This window comes from Streptomyces sp. CA-249302 (assembly GCF_050936785.1).
GTDB lineage: Bacteria > Actinomycetota > Actinomycetes > Streptomycetales > Streptomycetaceae > Streptomyces.
The window spans coordinates 4,899,671-4,916,828 of sequence record NZ_JBNJMG010000001.1; the positions used below are offsets into that span (position 1 = coordinate 4,899,671).

The 17,158-nt window shown below is 70.9% G+C and carries 12 protein-coding genes and 1 pseudogene; 3 read left to right on the plus strand and 10 right to left on the minus strand.

The genetic code is table 11. The features are described from left to right. Positions 1–15 precede the first annotated feature (15 nt). Complete coding sequence (locus ACQEWB_RS21830; protein WP_432833514.1) at positions 16–453, minus strand: MarR family winged helix-turn-helix transcriptional regulator; 438 nt, start codon at positions 451–453, stop codon at positions 16–18. Between the two features lie 152 nt (positions 454–605). Between ACQEWB_RS21830 and ACQEWB_RS21835 the strand changes: the two genes are divergently transcribed. Further along, positions 606–788, plus strand: coding sequence for a ribbon-helix-helix protein, CopG family (locus ACQEWB_RS21835; RefSeq protein WP_432833516.1), 183 nt, complete (start codon positions 606–608; stop codon positions 786–788). A 16-nt stretch (positions 789–804) separates the two neighbouring features. Here the strand turns inward: ACQEWB_RS21835 and ACQEWB_RS21840 are convergent, their stop codons facing one another. Next, complete coding sequence (locus ACQEWB_RS21840) at positions 805–2,199, minus strand: NCS2 family permease (RefSeq protein ID WP_432833518.1); 1,395 nt, start codon at positions 2,197–2,199, stop codon at positions 805–807. 113 nt (positions 2,200–2,312) lie between these two features. Between ACQEWB_RS21840 and ACQEWB_RS21845 the strand changes: the two genes are divergently transcribed. Beyond that, complete coding sequence (locus ACQEWB_RS21845) at positions 2,313–2,579, plus strand: DUF2530 domain-containing protein (RefSeq protein WP_432833520.1); 267 nt, start codon at positions 2,313–2,315, stop codon at positions 2,577–2,579. 95 nt (positions 2,580–2,674) lie between these two features. Further along, positions 2,675–5,068, plus strand: a complete 2,394-nt coding sequence (locus ACQEWB_RS21850) for an HAD-IC family P-type ATPase (protein WP_432833522.1) — start codon at positions 2,675–2,677, stop codon at positions 5,066–5,068. 6 nt (positions 5,069–5,074) lie between these two features. Here the strand turns inward: ACQEWB_RS21850 and ACQEWB_RS21855 are convergent, their stop codons facing one another. The 8 genes and pseudogenes from ACQEWB_RS21855 to ACQEWB_RS21890 all read right to left on the minus strand — a co-directional run bounded on the left by ACQEWB_RS21855 (position 5,075) and on the right by ACQEWB_RS21890 (position 17,129). Next, entirely contained in the window at positions 5,075–6,004 is a 930-nt protein-coding gene (locus ACQEWB_RS21855; RefSeq protein ID WP_432833524.1) for a hypothetical protein, read from the minus strand. A 205-nt stretch (positions 6,005–6,209) separates the two neighbouring features. Beyond that, positions 6,210–7,133: a hypothetical protein gene (locus ACQEWB_RS21860; protein ID WP_432833526.1), complete on the minus strand. Its 924-nt coding sequence runs from the start codon at positions 7,131–7,133 to the stop codon at positions 6,210–6,212. Between the two features lie 145 nt (positions 7,134–7,278). Then, a complete protein-coding gene (locus tag ACQEWB_RS21865) occupies positions 7,279–10,428 on the minus strand; it encodes a sacsin N-terminal ATP-binding-like domain-containing protein (protein WP_432833528.1) in 3,150 nt (1,049 codons plus the stop codon). Between the two features lie 108 nt (positions 10,429–10,536). Next, positions 10,537–11,022 carry an RICIN domain-containing protein gene (locus ACQEWB_RS21870; protein WP_432833530.1) on the minus strand — a complete coding sequence of 162 codons (486 nt, stop codon included), beginning with the start codon at positions 11,020–11,022 and terminating at the stop codon, positions 10,537–10,539. 34 nt (positions 11,023–11,056) lie between these two features. Continuing rightward, positions 11,057–12,463 carry an FAD-binding oxidoreductase gene (locus tag ACQEWB_RS21875; RefSeq protein ID WP_432833532.1) on the minus strand — a complete coding sequence of 469 codons (1,407 nt, stop codon included), beginning with the start codon at positions 12,461–12,463 and terminating at the stop codon, positions 11,057–11,059. A gap of 68 nt (positions 12,464–12,531) precedes the next feature. Further along, entirely contained in the window at positions 12,532–15,723 is a 3,192-nt protein-coding gene (locus ACQEWB_RS21880) for an ATP-binding protein (protein WP_432833534.1), read from the minus strand. Between the two features lie 49 nt (positions 15,724–15,772). Beyond that, positions 15,773–16,106: pseudogene (locus ACQEWB_RS21885) on the minus strand (ATP-binding protein). A 96-nt stretch (positions 16,107–16,202) separates the two neighbouring features. Further along, the gene (locus tag ACQEWB_RS21890) at positions 16,203–17,129 is read right to left on the minus strand and encodes a DUF3027 domain-containing protein (RefSeq protein ID WP_432833536.1); all 927 of its coding nucleotides are present in this window, start codon (positions 17,127–17,129) and stop codon (positions 16,203–16,205) included. Between the last annotated feature and the right edge of the window lie 29 nt (positions 17,130–17,158).

Genomic DNA, 17,158 nt, shown 5'->3' on the forward strand with positions numbered 1-17,158 from the left:
CTCCTTGTTGCGTGCTTACAGATGTGCGAGCTTCTCCAGCACGGGGGCGGCGGCGCGCAGTTTCGCCCACTCGTCCTCGTCCAGGCCCTCGACCAGGTTGGCCAGGAAGGCGTTCCGCTTGGCGCGGCTCTCCGCGAGCATGGCCTCGGCCTGCTCGGTCTTGGTGACGACCTTCTGGCGCCGGTCCTCGGGGTGCGGCTCGAGCCGCACCAGGCCCTTGGCCTCGAGCAGCGCGACGATGCGGGTCATCGACGGTGGCTGCACATGCTCCTTGCGGGCGAGCTCGCCCGGGGTGCAGCTGCCCCAGTTGGACAGGGTGCCCAGCACCGACATCTCGGTGGGGCTGAGCGACTCGTCGACGCGCTGGTGCTTGAGCCGACGGGACAGCCGCATGACGGCTGAGCGAAGGGAGTTCACGGCGGCAGCGTCGTCGCCATGGGTGAGGTCCGGCATCTCTTTAGCGTAACTCATTACCCTCTCTAAACAAGCTGGGGCGCGCCCGGATTCCCGTGACCCTGGCCACCCAAACCGCATAGTCACCCGAACGAGTGAGTCGACAGCAGAAAGTGAACATCGCCGGAACCCGGCCAGCGACCCTCGTGTACATGGGGACCGAAGTGCTCAGCCTGCGGATAGACGGGGAGCTGCTCGACCGGCTCCGAGACCATGCGGCCAAAAGGGGAATGAGCGTCCAGGACTACGTCGTCCGGACGCTCATTCGGGATGACTTCGACGAGCGGTTCAAGACCGCCGTGGACGAGACCGAGAAGTTCTACGGGGTCACGTGAACCGGCACGTGAACCGTCACGTCAGACCCAGCGCCGGCATCAGGTAGTAGAAGCCGAACACCGCCGCGACCACGTACATCGGGACCGGGATCTCCCGGCCCCGGCCGGCGGCCAGGCGCAGCACCACGAAGGTGATGAAGCCCATGCCGATGCCGTTCGTGATCGAGTAGGTGAACGGCATCATCACCATCGTGATGAAGGCGGGGACGGCGATCGTGTAGTCCGCCCAGTCGATCTCCTTGACCGAGTTGGACAGGATCAGGAAGCCGACCGCGAGCAGCGCCGGGGTGGCCGCCTGGGACGGGACCATGGTGGCGACGGGGGTCAGGAACAGGGCGACGGTGAAGAGTCCGCCGGTGACGACGTTCGCGAAGCCGGTACGGGCGCCCTCGCCGACGCCGGCCGTGGACTCCACGAAGGCGGTGGTGGCCGAGGAGGAGCTGGCGCCACCGGCGGCGACCGCGAGGCCGTCGACGAACAGGACCCGGTTGATGCCGGGCATCTCACCCTTGGCGTTGGTCAGCTTCGCCTCGTCGCTGACGCCCATGATCGTGCCCATCGCGTCGAAGAAGCATGACAGCAGGACCGTGAAGACGAAGAGGATGCCGGTCACCACGCCGACGTGGGAGAAGCCGCCGAACAGGCTGACCTTGCCGATCAGGCCGAAGTCCGGGGTGGCGACCGGGTTGCCGGGCCACTTCGGCGTGGTCAGGCCCCAGGAGGGGATCGTCGCGACCGCGTCGATGATCATCGCGAGGACGGTCATCGTGACGATGGAGATCAGGATCGCGCCGGAGACCTTGCGGACGATGAGGGCGAGCGTCAGCAGCGCACCGAGGATGAAGACCAGGACCGGCCAGCCGTTGAGGTGGCCGTCGCTGCCGAGCTGGAGCGGGACGGTGGTCTGGGCGGCGTCCGGGATGCGGGAGACGAAGCCGGAGTCGACGAGCCCGATCAGCATGATGAACAGGCCGATACCGATGGAGATCGCCTTGCGCAGGCCGAAGGGCACGGCGTTCATGACGCGCTCGCGCAGGCCGGTGGCGACCAGGAGCATCACGACGAAGCCGGCCAGCACGACCATGCCCATCGCGTCGGGCCAGGACATCCGGGGCGCGAGCTGGAGGGCGACGACCGAGTTCACGCCGAGGCCGGCGGCGAGCGCGATCGGGACGTTGCCGACGACGCCCATCAGGAGTGTGGTGAAGGCGGCCGTGACGGCGGTCGCCGTGACCAACTGTCCGTTGTCCAGGTGGTGCCCGTACATGTCCTTCGCGCTGCCCAGGATGATCGGGTTCAGCACGATGATGTAGGCCATCGCGAAGAAGGTGGCGAAGCCGCCCCGGATCTCGCGCGGGAGCGTGCTGCCCCGTTCGGAGATCTTGAAGTAGCGGTCGAGGGCGGTCGTCATTGGATGTTCCTACGAGCAGAAGTGGACAGACGCAAACAGTTTCAGTATGAACATATGAGATCGTCGATGACCATCTCCGCGCGTAGATGTGATCGCCTCGTAAGCTAGGCGCCATGGCGAAGTGGACACCGCAGCACGAGGCGCCGGAGCCCCTGGAGGGGCCCGTGGTCGCCACCATCACCGGCGGCACGATCGTGTGGTTCGTCCTCTTCCTGGTGCAGCTCCCCTTCTACGGCTGGTACGACGACCACGGGCACCTGTGGTGGCTGTGGACCTGTCTGGCCGGCGGGGTGCTCGGGCTGTACGGGGTGTACTTCGTACGGCGGCGGGACGCGGCGATCAAGCGGGCCGCGGCACTGGAGGCGGAGGCGGCCGAATAAGCCGTACTACCCCTGCACGAGTCCGCTCCTCCCCAGGTCGGATCTTCCGCCCACTCGGCGGGTGAAGCCGCATATCCGCACGTACCGTCGAATGCATGACGCACATCGACGCGGGCGCCGAGCTCGACCCTGTGCACCCCGCGCCCGCCCCCGTGGCGGCACGCGGACTGACCGCCGCCGAGGTGGCCGAGCGGGTGGCGCGGGGGCAGGTCAACGACGTTCCCCTGCGCAGCAGCCGGTCGATGTCGGAGATCGTCCGGGCGAACGTCTTCACCCGGTTCAACGCGATCATCGGTGTGCTCTGGCTGATCATGCTGTTCGTCGCGCCCTTCCAGGACAGCCTGTTCGGGTACGTGATCATCGCCAACACCGGGATCGGGATCATCCAGGAGTGGCGGGCGAAGAAGACCCTCGACTCGCTGGCCGTGATCGGGGAGGCGAAGCCGACGGTACGGCGGGACGGGGTGGCCGGCGCCGTCAGCACCTCGCAGATCGTGCTGGACGACCTCATCGAGATCGGGCCCGGCGACAAGGCCGTGGTCGACGGGGTGTGCGTCGAGGCCGACGGGCTGGAGATCGACGAGTCGCTGCTCACCGGTGAGGCCGACCCCGTGGTCAAGCGGCCCGGGGACGAGGTGATGTCGGGCAGCTTCGTGGTGGCCGGCGGCGGCGCGTTCCAGGCGACCAAGGTGGGCCGAGAGGCGTACGCCGCCCAACTGGCCGAGGAGGCCTCGCGGTTCACCCTCGTCCACTCCGAGCTGCGCACCGGTATCTCCACGATCCTCAAGTACGTGACGTGGATGATGATCCCGACCGCGATCGGCCTGATCATCAGTCAGATGTTCGTCAAGGAACACGGGTTCAAGGACTCGGTCGCGCGGACCGTCGGCGGGATCGTGCCGATGGTCCCGGAGGGGCTGGTGCTGCTCACCTCCGTCGCCTTCGCGATCGGCGTGATCCGGCTTGGCCGAAAACAGTGCCTCGTACAGGAGCTCCCCGCCATCGAGGGCCTCGCCCGCATCGACACCGTCTGCCTCGACAAGACCGGCACCCTCACCGAGGGCGGCATGGACGTCACCGAGCTGCGGCCGCTACAGGGCGCCGACGAGTCGTACGTGCGCAAGGTGCTCGGCGCCCTCGGCGAGTCCGACCCGCGCCCGAACGCCTCCCTCCAGGCGATCATCGACGCCTACCCGGACGTCGAGGACTGGCGCTGCACCGAGTCGCTGCCCTTCTCCTCCGCCCGCAAGTACAGCGGCGCCACCTTCAGTGAGGGCAACGGCGAGAACAGCACGTGGCTCCTCGGGGCGCCCGACGTGCTGCTGGCCGCCGACGACCCGGCGCTCGCCGAGACCGGGCGGCTCAACGAGCAGGGGCTGCGGGTGCTGCTGCTGGCCCGCACCGGCCGCGACCTCGACGATCCCGAGCCCGCACGGGAAGCCCGCCCCACCGCCCTCGTCGTACTCGAACAGCGGCTGCGTCCCGACGCGGCCGACACCCTGCGCTACTTCGCCGAGCAGGACGTCAAGGCCAAGGTCATCTCCGGGGACAACGCGGTGTCGGTGGGGGCGGTGGCCGCGAAGCTGGGGCTGAGCGGCACCACTGTCGACGCGCGCCGACTGCCCGCCGACCGGGAGGAGATGGCCAGGTCCCTGGACGAGGGCACGGTGTTCGGGCGGGTCACCCCGCAGCAGAAGCGGGACATGGTGGGCGCGTTGCAGTCACGCGGGCACAACGTCGCGATGACCGGGGACGGGGTGAACGACGTACTGGCCCTCAAGGACGCGGACATCGGCGTGTCCATGGGCTCGGGGTCGGAGGCCACGCGGGCGGTCGCGCAGATCGTGCTGCTCGACAACAGCTTCGCGACGCTGCCGGACGTGGTCGCCGAGGGCCGCCGGGTCATCGGGAACATCACGCGGGTGGCGACCCTGTTCCTGGTCAAGACGGTCTACTCGGTGCTGCTGGCGATCCTGGTGGTCTGCTGGCAGGTCGAATACCCCTTCCTGCCAAGGCACTTGACGCTTCTCTCCACCCTGACGATCGGCGTCCCGGCCTTCTTCCTGGCCCTCGCGCCCAACAAGGAACGGGCCCAACCCCACTTCGTACGGCGGGTGATGCGGTACTCGGTCCCGGGTGGGGTGGTGGCCGCGGTCGCGACCTTCGTGACGTATCTGATCGCCCGTCACTACTACGTCGGCGAGGGCTCGTTGGACGCGGAGACCAGCGCGGCGACGCTCACGCTCTTCCTGATCTCGATGTGGGTCCTGGCCATCATCGCCCGCCCCTACACCTGGTGGCGGGTCGTCCTGGTCGCCTCGATGGGCGTGGCGTTCCTCTTCGTGCTCTTCGTCCCGTGGCTCCAGCACTTCTTCGCTCTGAAGCTGGTCGGGGTGACGATGCCGTGGGTCGCGGTGGGCATCGCGGCGGTCGCGGCGGCCGTCCTGGAACTTCTCTGGAAGCTGGTCGACCGCCGCTTTCCCGCCTAGATCTGCTTACTGCACGTCGACGTAGTCACCGGTCGCGCTGACCGCCGGGGTCGTCGTGGTGCCCGCGAAGGAGAAGCGGTAGTAGCCGTCGACCGTGGCCTTGGTCGTCGTCTTCAGGGTGCCCGTCGAGCTGGAGTAGATGCCCTTGAGCGTGGTGTAGGTGGTGGAGCCCTTCTTGCGGAACTGGAGCTTCACCGGCTGGCTGGTGTAGCCGTGGTACTTGTTGTCCTCCCAGTTCGCCCGGGTGAGCGAGCCGGTGACCGTGATGGTCTTGCCCTTCTTCACCGGCTCCGGCGTGGCGTTCACCGTCAGCTTGGAGTAGCGCTGGACCAGGGTGGTGCCGAGGGTGCCCTGCTCCGCGTAGCCGACCTTGGTGATGTCGAAGCTGTCGGAGGTCGGGTCCTGGCCGTTGTAGGCGATGGCCAGGGCCGCGCCCTTCCAGGTGCCCGCGTCCGAGTTGAGCAGCTCGCCCTCGCTCGGGTGGGCGGTGACCAGGCCGGTGCAGCTGGCCGTGGTGTCGGAGGTGGCCGTGCAGGTGGCCGGGTCGTCGCCGAACAGCTCGTTGTCCGGGGTGGCGAAGGTGCCCCGGTAGATGAACGGGCCGGTCAGGAAGTCGTCGGCGGTGATGTCGACGTCCGCGCCGTGGGTCAGCGTGTAGGTGACCTTGGTGGAGACGTTCCCGGTCGTGCCGACCTTGACCGCCTTGGCGATCTTGAAGTCGGAGAAGGTGACGTCCATCGCGTACGGCTGCGGGTCGGCCGCGTCGGCGGCCGTGCTGAACGCGGTCTTGCCGGTGGCCGCGCGGGCGGCCTCCTGGACCTTCGCGACGTCCGCGCGGTACGAGCCGGCGGAGTCTGCGGCGTGCGCGGCCGGCAGGGCGAAGGCGGACAGGGCCAGGGCGCCGGAGACGGCGGCCACGGTGGCACGTATGTGCATGTGTTCCCCAAGTGGAGAAAAGCGAAAGTGGAGCCTGTTGGCTCACGGGATCAGATCCGTGACGCATGGGGGGAGTTGTACGGCCACCGGGGGATTTTGACCTTGGATTGCGAAGCCCTTGCCATCCACGGAGAAACGGCGGCTGCCCGGGTCCCCACCCGGCAGCCGCCGTAACTCACAGGCGATTGCTGCTTACTTCACGTGCTTACTTCACGTCGACGTAGTCACCCGTGGCGCTGACCGCCGGGGTGGTCGTGGTGCCCGCGAAGGAGAAGCGGTAGTAGCCGTCGACCGTGGCCTTGGTCGTCGTCTTCAGGGTGCCGGTCGAGGTCGACTTGATGCCCTTGAGCGTGGTGTAGGTGCTGCTGCTCTTCTTGCGGAACTGGAGCTTCACCGGCTGGGTCGCGTAGCCCGCGTACTTGCCGGTCTCCCAGTTGGCGCGGGAGAGCTTGCCGGTGACCGTGATGGTCTTGCCCTTCTTGACCGGCTCCGGCGTGGCGTTGACCGTCAGCTTGGAGAGGCGCTGGAGGTTGTAGGGGGCGGCAGCCTTGTCCTTGACGGCGACGCCGACCTTGCTCAGGTCCAGGTTCTCGTCCTCAGGGTCCTGGCCGTTCCAGGCGACCGCGAAGGCGGCGGCCTTCCAGGCGCCCGCGTCCTCGTTCAGCAGCGTCAGCGGGTCGACCGCGACGGTGGCGGTGCAGTTGGCGACGGTGTCCGAGGCGTCGGTGCACTTGGCCACGCCGCTGTCGAACCACCACTCCTCGTCGTCGAAGGACGCGCCGCGGTACAGCTCGACGGCGGAGACGAAGTCGGAGGCGTGGATGTCGACGTCCACGCCGTGGGTCAGCGTGAAGGAGACCGGCACCTTCACGACGGCCGTGGTGCCCACGACGATGTTCTTGCCCTTGTTGACCTTCACGTTGGAGAAGGTCGCGTCCAGGGCGTACGGCGTGCCGGTGACGTCGGCGGTGCTGAACGCGGTCTTGCCGGCGGCGGAGTGCGCGGCCTCGTTGGAGGCGGCGACACCCGCGGGAGCCTTCGGGCCGTCGGCGGCGAGAGCCGCGGGCGCGACGAGGGCGGAGAGGGCCAGGGCGCCGGTGACGGCGGCCACAGTGCTGCGAATTCGCATGTGTTCCCCGTAGGAAGTGATCACGTGAGCCTGTTGGCTCACGTGATCAGATCCGTGACGCACGGGAAAGGTTGTACGAGGGTAAATAATTTGTGCGGGAAATTTTGAGATCAAGGACCGTCGTGTGACGACGGCCTCCGACGGGTCAGTCGAACCACCGGTCCCGCGCGAGTTCCCCGGTCCGCGACGGGTCCTCCAGCAGGGCCGCCACCTCGAACCGCCGGGGCCACTGCCCGGCCGCCCAGGCGAGCCCCGCGGCGACCCCTTCCAGGGTGGCCGCGTGCAGCACGTCGTCGCTGGTCAGACGCCAGTCGAGCTCCACACCGTCGACGAAGAGCTCCTCGTGTTCGACGTACGTGGCGGGGGTCCGCGAGCCGAGCAGCACCCGTACCGAATCCGGTACGTCGTGTTCGGCGCCCTCGGAGTCCACCCGCCCCGTCACCGACTCGCTGAGCCGCCGCACCTGGAACAGCTCCGCCAGTTCGGCCGCCCGCGCCGGGCGCACCGGCAGCAGCGGGACACCCGCGGTGAAGGGCAGCAGGTCCGGCGAGTCGACGACCACGGCGTCCGCCGCGTCCACGACCTCCACCCGCCCGTCCACGACGGCCCGCAGCTCGTCCGGGAGAGTCACCTGCTCGGGGTCCAGGTCCGCCAACGCCCCGTAGAGCGCGTGCAGTTGGGCCCCGCTCACCGGCCGCTCGGGATCGGCGAGCCGGTCGAGGAGCTCGGCCGCACCGCCCGGCTCGTCGAGCAGCGCCGCGACGGACGTCCGGACGCCCAGCGCCCGCAGCACCTGCTCGTCGTCGAACCCGGTCGCGTCGGCCTCGTCATAGAGCCCGCGCAGCAGCGGGTCCCCGCCGGAGGCGAGCAGACCGGCCGGCCGCCGCCCGTCGATCACCGGGTGCCCGCGCAACCACCATGCGGTGTAAGGCCGTACGACCTCGTGGGTGCCGTCGGGCAGCAGGATCCGGACCGGCTGCGTGAGCGCGTCCCGCAGCGGCGGCCGGGCCAGCAGGGCCAAGGCCTGCGGCCACTTGTCGTCGTCGACCAGGTCGAGATCCCGTACGGCGATCAGCTCGGTGGCGACCGGCGGTACGGGCGTGTCCGGGAAGCGGTCCAGAACGTCCTCGCTCCACACGTCCACGGCGTCGAGCAGCCCGGCGTCGTCGGGCTCGGCGAAGTCGCCCTCGCGGGGCTCCAGTTCGTCTGGGTCCAGCACCACATCCGTGGCTCGTACGAGGGCGAAGTCGGCGAGGACTCCACAGGCGGCCAGCGGCTGCACGCCCCACTTCTCCGCCAACTCGGCGTCGACGGTGGCGAGTTCGTCCTCACGGATCACCTGGTGGAAGGGGCTGCCGGGGAAGACGAGTTCGCCGGCGGGTGCCAACTCCCCGTCCTCGTCCGGGAGGGCGAGCGCGCCGAGCCACGGCTCCTCACCCGGATCGAGGCCCGCGTCCCGCACGAGCGCGAGCACGGTGTCGGCCAACTCCTCGGCGTCCGGGGCCTCCTGCTCCCAGTCAAGGCCGCCCTCGTCGTCGAGGGAGGCGGCGACCGCGGCCCGGACCTGCGGGGTGGTGAGGACCGCGCGCGGGGTCGCGGGCAGCGCGCCGAGCTTCTCCAGAAGGGGGTGGGCGGCGTCCGGGTGGGCGACCTTCAGCCCGAGCCGGGCGAGCACCTCGGGGTCGATACGGGTGTCGTCGGAGGAGGTGGGGATGAGGACCTGCCGGGGCCCGATCGTCGTACGCCCGTCGGCAAGGGGAACCGGCAGCCCCGAGAGCCGATCCGGGTCCACCCCGGCGAGGCTGTCGTAGAGCCGCTGCCACCAGCCGGGGTCCTTCTCCAGGCCCGCGAGCCGGTCGATCGCGTCGGTGAGGGGGACGCGGGCGACGCCCAACGTCCGTAGTTCCACGCGGCGTTCGAGGCCGGCGGGGAGGAGGGTGGGGAGGACCTCCGCCAGCACCCGGACGGTGTCGGCACCGGCGCCCTCGACGATCTCGGCGTCGCGGGGGCGGAGGGATTCGGGGAGGTCGATGTCGTGCTCGTCGCGGCCCTCGCGGCCCGCGGTGGGCTCGGCGGCCAGGGGCAGGAACTCCGTGCGCGGGAGCCGCTCCAGGATCGCCGCGCGCAGTGCGCCGTCCAGCTCGCCCTTGCCCAGCGGGCCGGGGACCAGGCCGATGATGCCCTCCCCCACCGGGCGCCAGTCGCCGAGGAGTTCGGCGTAGGCGTCGGCCGCGCGCTGGACCAGGAAGTCGGTCAGCGGTCCCGGGGCCGCGTGGCGGCGGGTGGTGTCCAGCGGGAAGGAGGCGATGAGCAGCGCCGGTACACCCAGCGGCTCGTCGCTCGGCGTCGGGGCGTGCACGACGGGGCTGGTACCGGGCCGCACCGGGCTGCCGTCCGCGTCGGCGGGCACCGCCCAGGTCACCGACCAGTGCGGGCGCAGCCGTTCCTCGACCGGCCGGTCGGCGAGGAGGTCCGGGGTGAGCGGGCCGTGCGCGACGGCGGTACGCCAGCGGGTGGTGCCGGTGCGCGAGTCCTCCACGACGGTGAAGGGCCCGTCGGCACTGCGCCGCAGGGTACGGACGGTGTCGGTCTCCACCACCACCTCCTCCAGCCCCGGCAGGGCGAGGAGCAGGGCGTCGTCCACGGCGTCGAGGAGGCGCTCGGCGAGGTCAGTGGCGGCGGCGTCCCGGAGCGGCAGGATCACGGCGGTGTCGTACGGGTCCGGAGCGGTGCCCTCGGCGGCGAACGGCAGCCGCAGCAGCGGCACATGACCGTCCCGGCGCCTGATCTCGTCCCCGAGGCCGGGGCTGTGCCGAGCGGTGTCAGCGGCGAACTCCCGCGCCTCGGCGAGGGACCATCGCACGCCCCCGTGCCGTCCCACGACCGCGGGCTCGTCGGTCACGGCCAGCACGGCCGCGAACCCGACGCCGAACCGCCCCACGGCCCCCTCCCCCGCCCGGGAGTCCCGCTTGGCGGAGGCGCGCAGCGTGGCCAGCGACTCGACGCCGGCCGCGTCCAGCGGGGCGCCGGTGTTGGCGGCGACCAGGACGCCCTCCCGGAGGGTGAGCCGGAGCCGCCCGGGCACGCCGGCCCTGGCGGCCGCGTCGGCGGCGTTCTGCGCGAGCTCTACGACGAGGCGGTCGCGGTAGCCGCCGAGGACGAGGTCCTCTTCGGCGTTGGCGTCCTCACGGAAGCGGGCGGGGCTGGTTGCCCAGGCATCGAGCACACCTCGCCTGAGGCGGGCGGTCCCGAACGGGTCGGCACCCTCGGCAGCGGGCCGCACGAACTTGCTCACGTTCACTCTCCTCGTCGGCGTGGGTCGAAGGTACCGCGAGGTGGAGGGGAGGAAGAGACGGGCCGGCTCCCGTCGGGCGGGAGCCGGTCGTCGTTGGGGCTGTGACGGTTACACCTGCGTGTGCCAACGTTGGTTCAGGCTCAAGGTGCTGCAAGGCGCTGTGTCGACGAGGTTGCCGTCTCCTACGCTGCTCGTGTGCAGGCAGAACCCGCTGGACGCGTTCTGCCAGATTTCGTACTGGCCGGCGGGCAGGGTGGCCGAGAGGAAGATGTTCCACTGCTGGTTGGCCGCAGCCGCGTTGCAGGTCAACATCACGACGGTGCCCGTTCCGGATGAGGGGGCGGTCATGCACCGTCCTGTGTCCTGGTTGATGAAGGTGTACAGGAAGCTCCGGCTGTTGAACTCTTCGAGCCACTTCTGCTCAGCACCGCCGGTGCAGTTCCACATCTGGAGCTTTGCCGAGTCCTGGGTGGCGTTGTCGAGGCAGTGGTGCCCGCCCAGGACGTTGATCGAGTTGAAGCCCGCGGCCTGAGCGGGCGCCCCCGTGGCCCAGCCGATGGCCAGCACCGCGAATACCGCGGTGACGAGTGCCAACAGTCTGCGTCGTAAAGGCATGGTTTTCCTCCTCTCACGGCCGCCGGGTGGCCGGCGGGATGTTCTGGTTGACGTGGAACAGGTTCTCGGGGTCGTAACGCTCCTTGATCCGGGTCAGCCGGTCGTAGTTGCCGAGATAGGACGCGCGGATCCGGTCCTGACCCTCGTCCCCGAGGAAGTTGACGTAGGCACCGCCCGCCGAGGTGGGGTGGAGTTCCTCCCAGTAGCGCTGGGCCCAGTCGGTGATCAGGCCGGCGTTGGCCGGGTCGGGGTCGACGCCGACGATGACACCCGCCCAGCCGCCTCCTCGGTAGGGGAAGGCGGTCGCGTCCTCCGGGATCCGGGCCGCCGCCCCGTCGATCGGGTACAGGTGCATGGTGGAGTGCCCCGTGGGGAGTTTCTCGCCGTACTCGAGGTGCACGTCGATGGCGGCGTCGGAGATCTCGTGGAAGACGTCCGCCCGCCAGTACCACTGCAGGCCGGCCGGATACAGGCCGTCGAAGGCACTCTGCAGAACGGGGAACGGCATCTCCTGCACCCCGGTCAGCAGCGGCGAGCCGAACTCGCGGACCGGGGCCAGCACCGCATCGGCCTTGGCGTGCGGGCCCGTGTAACACCAGACGATCGCACAGGACTTGCGGCCCCACAGCTCCTCCGGGAACGGCGGTGCCGGGGGGATGGTGATGAGCCCCAGCCAGCCGCTGAGCTCTTCCGGGAGGGCCGGGACGAGCTCTCGGTACCACCGCATCACGGCTGCGGCGTCCGCCAGGTCGTACAGCACGGGTCCGCCGATGACGACGCCGTCCTCGCCGATCTCGTGGCAGGCGAAGGTGAAGGCCGTGACCACCCCGAAGTTGCCGCCGCCGCCCCGCAGGGCCCAGAACAGGTCGACGTGGTCCTGGGCGCTCGCGGTCACGACGGTTCCGTCCGCGAGCACGACCTCCGCCGACAGCAGGTTGTCGACGGTGAGGCCGAAGCGGCGCGTCAGATAGCCGACGCCGCCGCCGAGCGTGAGTCCTCCGACCCCGGTCGAGGCCAGGAACCCCGACGGGGTGGCCATCCCCGCCGCCGCGGTCGCGCCGTCGACGTCCGACCACAGGCAGCCGCCCTGGGCGGTCACCTGGCGCGCCTCGGCGTCGACCGCGACGGTCCGCATCGCGGAGAGGTCGATGACCAGGGCGTCGTCCCAGACGCCGAGTCCGGCGGCGTTGTGGCCGCCGCCGCGCACGGCCAGGTCGATCCCGTGCTCACGGGCGAAGTCGACGCAGCCGACGACGTCCGCGGTGTCGGCACACCGCGCGATCGCCCCCGGCCTGCGGTCGATCATCGCGTTGTAGACGGCGCGCGCGCCGTCGTAGCCGTCCTCGCCCGGCCTGATGAGCTCGCCCCGAAGCGAGTGGGCCAGTGCTTCGTAGGGGTGGCTGGTGGTGGGTTCTGGCATGGCATTCCCCCATTGCGGTGCTCGGTTCGCTGCTGGGCGTCCTGGCAGGCCGCCCTCGGGATCCGACGCTACGTACCGCGCGTTCGCGATCCGTTCGCGCCGGACGCGGCCACGGGCAGCCGGCGGGACGCGCCGCGAACGGTGCGGTCGGCGAGATCGCGGCGGCACCTCGACTCCAGGACCCGGCTCTGCTGACCGGCAGCGAGGTCGGCGGCACGTTCGAGCAGGGACACGGCGGCCGGGCCCGGTTCGAGGCCGGCTCGCAGGCGCAGCACCTCAGGCAGCCACCACAGGTCGTCGCGCTGCTCGGCTCCGATCCGGGCCGCGTCGAGGACAGCACGGGCCGCTTCGGGGTGTTTGTCGGCGATGAGCACCTCGGCGAGCAGCGACAACCAGTACGGCATCCGGGTGTGGGCACCCTGGGCCCTCAGCCTTCCGATTCCCTCGCGAATCCGACCGGCACCCTGCTCGCCGCCCACCGTCCAGCCGCTGACGATCAGGGCCCATTCGCCGTAGTAGGCGAAGCCGTGGCGGCGGCACAGGCCGCTCAACTCCGCGACGACCTCGTCGGCGGCGGCTCGGTCGCCGCTGATCTGGTGCGTGATGGCCGCGTAGGCGAGGGCGACGGCGACGCTGTACGGGTGTTCGGCCGCGCGGGCCCGGGCGATCGCGTCGGCACACCGTTCGGCGGCCTGGTCGCTCTCGCCCAGCAGCCAGCAGGCGTGGGCGGCGAAGGCCTGGGAATGGACGTCGGGCCGGGAGCCGACGACCAGGGACACCGTCCCCGGGGAGAGTTCGAGGGCCAGGTCGAAATGCGGGATCGCACTCGCCGGCCGGCCGAGGCTGGTCGCCCCGCCGGCGAAGGCGAAGTGCGCCTGCCCTGCCAGTTCCCGGTCCGCTGCGGCGAGACTCAGGGCCCTGGTCGCCATGTCGTGGCCGAGCGTGATGCGGCCCTGGACGAAGCAGACCGACCACAGCCCGACCAGCCCGGCCAGCAACTGCGCGGGTTTGTTGAGACGTTCGGCCAGCGAGACCGACTTCTCCAGGGCCTTCTGCACTTCAAGGGACGCATAGCCCTGCGAAGCGGTGAGTGGCGCGGACATCGCCTGGAGCACTTCCAGCTCGCGGACGTCGCGCTCGCGCCCGGAGAGCCGGGCCACCAGGGCCAGGCAGCGCCGGTAGAGCCGGACCGCCTCGGCGTGGGCGAACGTCCCGGCGGCCACCTCGGCGGCCCGCGCGAAGTAGTGCAGGGCGCGGTCCGGGCGGCCGCCCCGGTCGTACTGCTCGGCGAGCATGGCCGCGACCTCGTCGAGGCCCCCGGAGTAGAGGAGTTCGACCCCCTGTGCCAGTCGCCGGTGCAGCAGCCAGCGCCGGGCGGGACTGACCGACGCGTAGGCCGCGTCGCGGAGCAGGTCGTGGGAGAAGTCGTAGCCGGTGCGCTGCACTCGCAGGATCCGGTGCCGCCAGAGTTCGTCGACCGCCCGCACCAGAGTGTCGGGGGCGAGGTCACTGGCCTCGCTGAGCAGGTCGAGGCTGAAGTCCCGGCCGAGTGCGGCGGCGAGGCCCGCCACTTCCCGGGCCGCCGGCGAGGGCAGTTCGAGCCGCCGTCTCAGGACCGCCGTCAGGTCCGCTCCCGGTTCGGAGGTGTCCGGGGCGCCCACGCCGGGCAGACCGCGGGACGCCTCGACGACGAACAACGGGAACCCGCCTGTGGCCGCGTGCAGGAGCCTGCGCTGTGCCGGGGCCAGCGGTCGGCCCAGCACCGATTCGGCGAGCTCCGCGGTCTGGTCCCGCTCCAGCGGACTGAGCACGAAGTCGGTGACGGACCCCGCCGATCTGAGGGCCTTGAGCGTGGCGGAGACATCCTGGTTGTCCGCCAGTTCGTCCGTGCGGACCGTGGCCGCGATCAGGACGGGCGAGCCGTCCGCGAAGCCGAGCAGGAAGGCCAGCCAGGCCATGGTCTCCTGATCGCACCACTGGAGGTCGTCGAGGACGAGGAGGGTCGGGCGCGCGGCGCCGAGCACGGCGCGTGCCAGTCCCTCGAAGAACCGGTGCCGCTGCCAGGCGTCGGCCATCGCACGGGATCCCTCGGCGGAGGGGGTGCGCCGCCCGCCGATCGGCGGTCCGGCCGCCTCGTCCGGCGGGCGGGCTTCTCCGCGCGGTACCAGCCGTTCCACTTCGGTACGCCACACCGGGTCCAGCGTGCTGACGGCGGCCCGCACCTCCGGCCCACGCAGCCAGTCCGCGATCGGTGCGAGCGCGATCTGCCCCTGCAGACCGAAGCACCGCGCCGTCGCCACCACCGCGCCCTCGGCGGCGGCCACCGCCGCGACCTCGGCGACGAGCCTGCTCTTGCCGATCCCGGCCTCGCCCGACACGACGACAAGTCCGCAGCGTCCGTCGGCGGCCTGGCGCCAGCACCGCGTCAGGGCGGCGAACTCGGCCTCCCGCCCGACCAGGCTCAGACCCGCGGAGCCCAGGCGCGCGCGGGGTTCTACGGACTCCGGACGCTGCGAGGAGGCCGGGAGCGGGGCCAGCAGCCGCGTGACCAGTGACTCGGTGTCAGGGCTCGGAACCATGTCGAGTTCCTGCTCCAGAACCGAAGCGCACCGGTGATACGTGCTCATCGCGGCGGCCCGGTCCCCGGACTCCAGCTGCAGTTCCATCAACCGGCGGTAGCCGGTCTCCTCGTACGGCTCGAGCCGTATCCGGAACCGGGCGACCTCCACCGCCCGGAACAGATCCCCGGCTTCGTGCCAGCCGGTGACGGCCAGGTCGCACAGGTCGGCGCATTCCCGCCGTAATCGCTCCCGCTCATCGATGACCCAGTCGTCCAAGGCCCCAGGCGCGAGCTCACCGCGATATTCACCGATCGCCGTGGCCGCGTGCGCCAGAAACCCGGGGCGGTCCCCCGCCGCCCACGCCGCCATCGCCGCAGCCCGCTCGGTGCGGAACACCCGGACGTCCACACGGCACGACGGGCTGTCGCACCACGCCAGCGTCGCGGTACCGATCACCAGCGACGGGTCCGGGCCGAGGAGGAGCCTGAGATGGTGGAGCTCGCGCCGGAGGTTGGTTCTCGCCTGCGCCTCCCCGGAATCAGGCCAGAAGACGGCCGCGAGATGCTGCCGGCCCTGCGCCATCCCCGTACGAAGCACGAGATAGCTCAGCAGTGCGACCGCTCGCGACGACTGCGGCATGGCGTCGGAGTCCGTGCCGGAAACGATGCGTTGCTCGCCGAGCAGCCGGATCTCTTTCATGCGCAGCCCCCCGCCCCGGCCCGGCAGCCCGCTGCCGCCCGACCGAACGTCATGCGACAGAACCACGGGTGTCGCTCCGACACACCTCACGGTAGCCGTCGCGGTACAGCTCAACGACGGGAAAACACGGCCCTGTTGAGCCGGACTCCGCGTCACCGAGCCGCTCAAGCTCGGCCGGCGGTTCGGGAGGGCTCCGGGTTCGCGTCCCATGCGCCGATGCGGACTACGCCGACGGACCAGCGGACGCGGAGGGTGGCGGGGCCTTTTGCGTGGCGTACGGCATGGGAGAGCAACTCGGTGGCGAGGAGTTCGGCGGTATCGACGATTCGGCGGTGTCGACGAGAGGGAGTACTCCCAGGGTTCGGGGGCGCTTTCGCCGAGATCGCGGACCACTGTCTACGCCGAGGCCGGGGACCGAACAAGCTGACCCCGGGCCCGGCGCGTCGGCCCCCGCCCGGCGCGCGACCATGCCGAAACCCTTACGAATGCCCCAGTTCCGCCGTGTCCTCGTCCGCCGTCACCGGGACCGAGCCCGAGTCGGCCGACGGGCGGAGGGGGAACGGGTCGACCCTGGTCTCGTCGACCACCGGTGGGGCGGGCTGGGGCGGCCTCGGCATGATCGCCGCCTCCGAGTGGCCGCCGCAGCCGTAGGACAGGGACACCACCCGGCCGTCCGCCGGGGAGAACTCGTTGGCGCAGACTCCGAAGGCCTGGCCGAGGGAGCCGCCGATCGGCTGGAGGAAGCCGCAGCTGACGCAGGTCGCGGGGGCCGCCTGGGCCATGGGGGTCTGGGAGCCGTACGCCTCGTCCCAGCGGTCGGCGGCGGTGTGGAGGCCGTAGCGGGAGAGGACGCGGGCGCGGCGCATGCCGAGTTCCTCGGCCACGGAGGTGATGGAGCCGCGGGCCGGGGCGACCGGGAGGTTCGCGGGGGTGCCTTCCGTGACCTCCGCGTCCTCGGCCTCGACCAGCTCGGCCATCTCCTCGGAGACGGGCGAGGACGGGGTCGGCTCGTCCTCGCCGGAGTAGCCGGGCTCCAGGCGGAGGTCCTCGGCGTCGGTGGGGAGGAGGTCGCCGGGGCCCATGTCGCCGGGGCGGAGGCGTTCGCTCCACGGGACCCACTCGGGGGCGAGGAGGGCGTCCGGGCCGGGGAGCAGGACGACCTCGTCCAGGGTCACGATCTTGGCGCGGGACGCGCGGGCCACGGTCACCGCCCAGCGCCAGCCGCGGTAGCCGAGCTCCTTGCACTCGAAGAAGTGCGTGACGACACGGTCGCCCTCGGAGGTCAGGCCGGAGTGCTCGCCGACCACGCCGGGCGCGGCGGCCTCCTCGGCGGCGGCGCGGGCGAGGTCGACGGCCTCGGCACACAGGCGGTCGGTGGTGCGGCTTCGCGTTGTCGCTGCGCTCACAGGTATCGCTTCTCTCCTACGCCGTCACT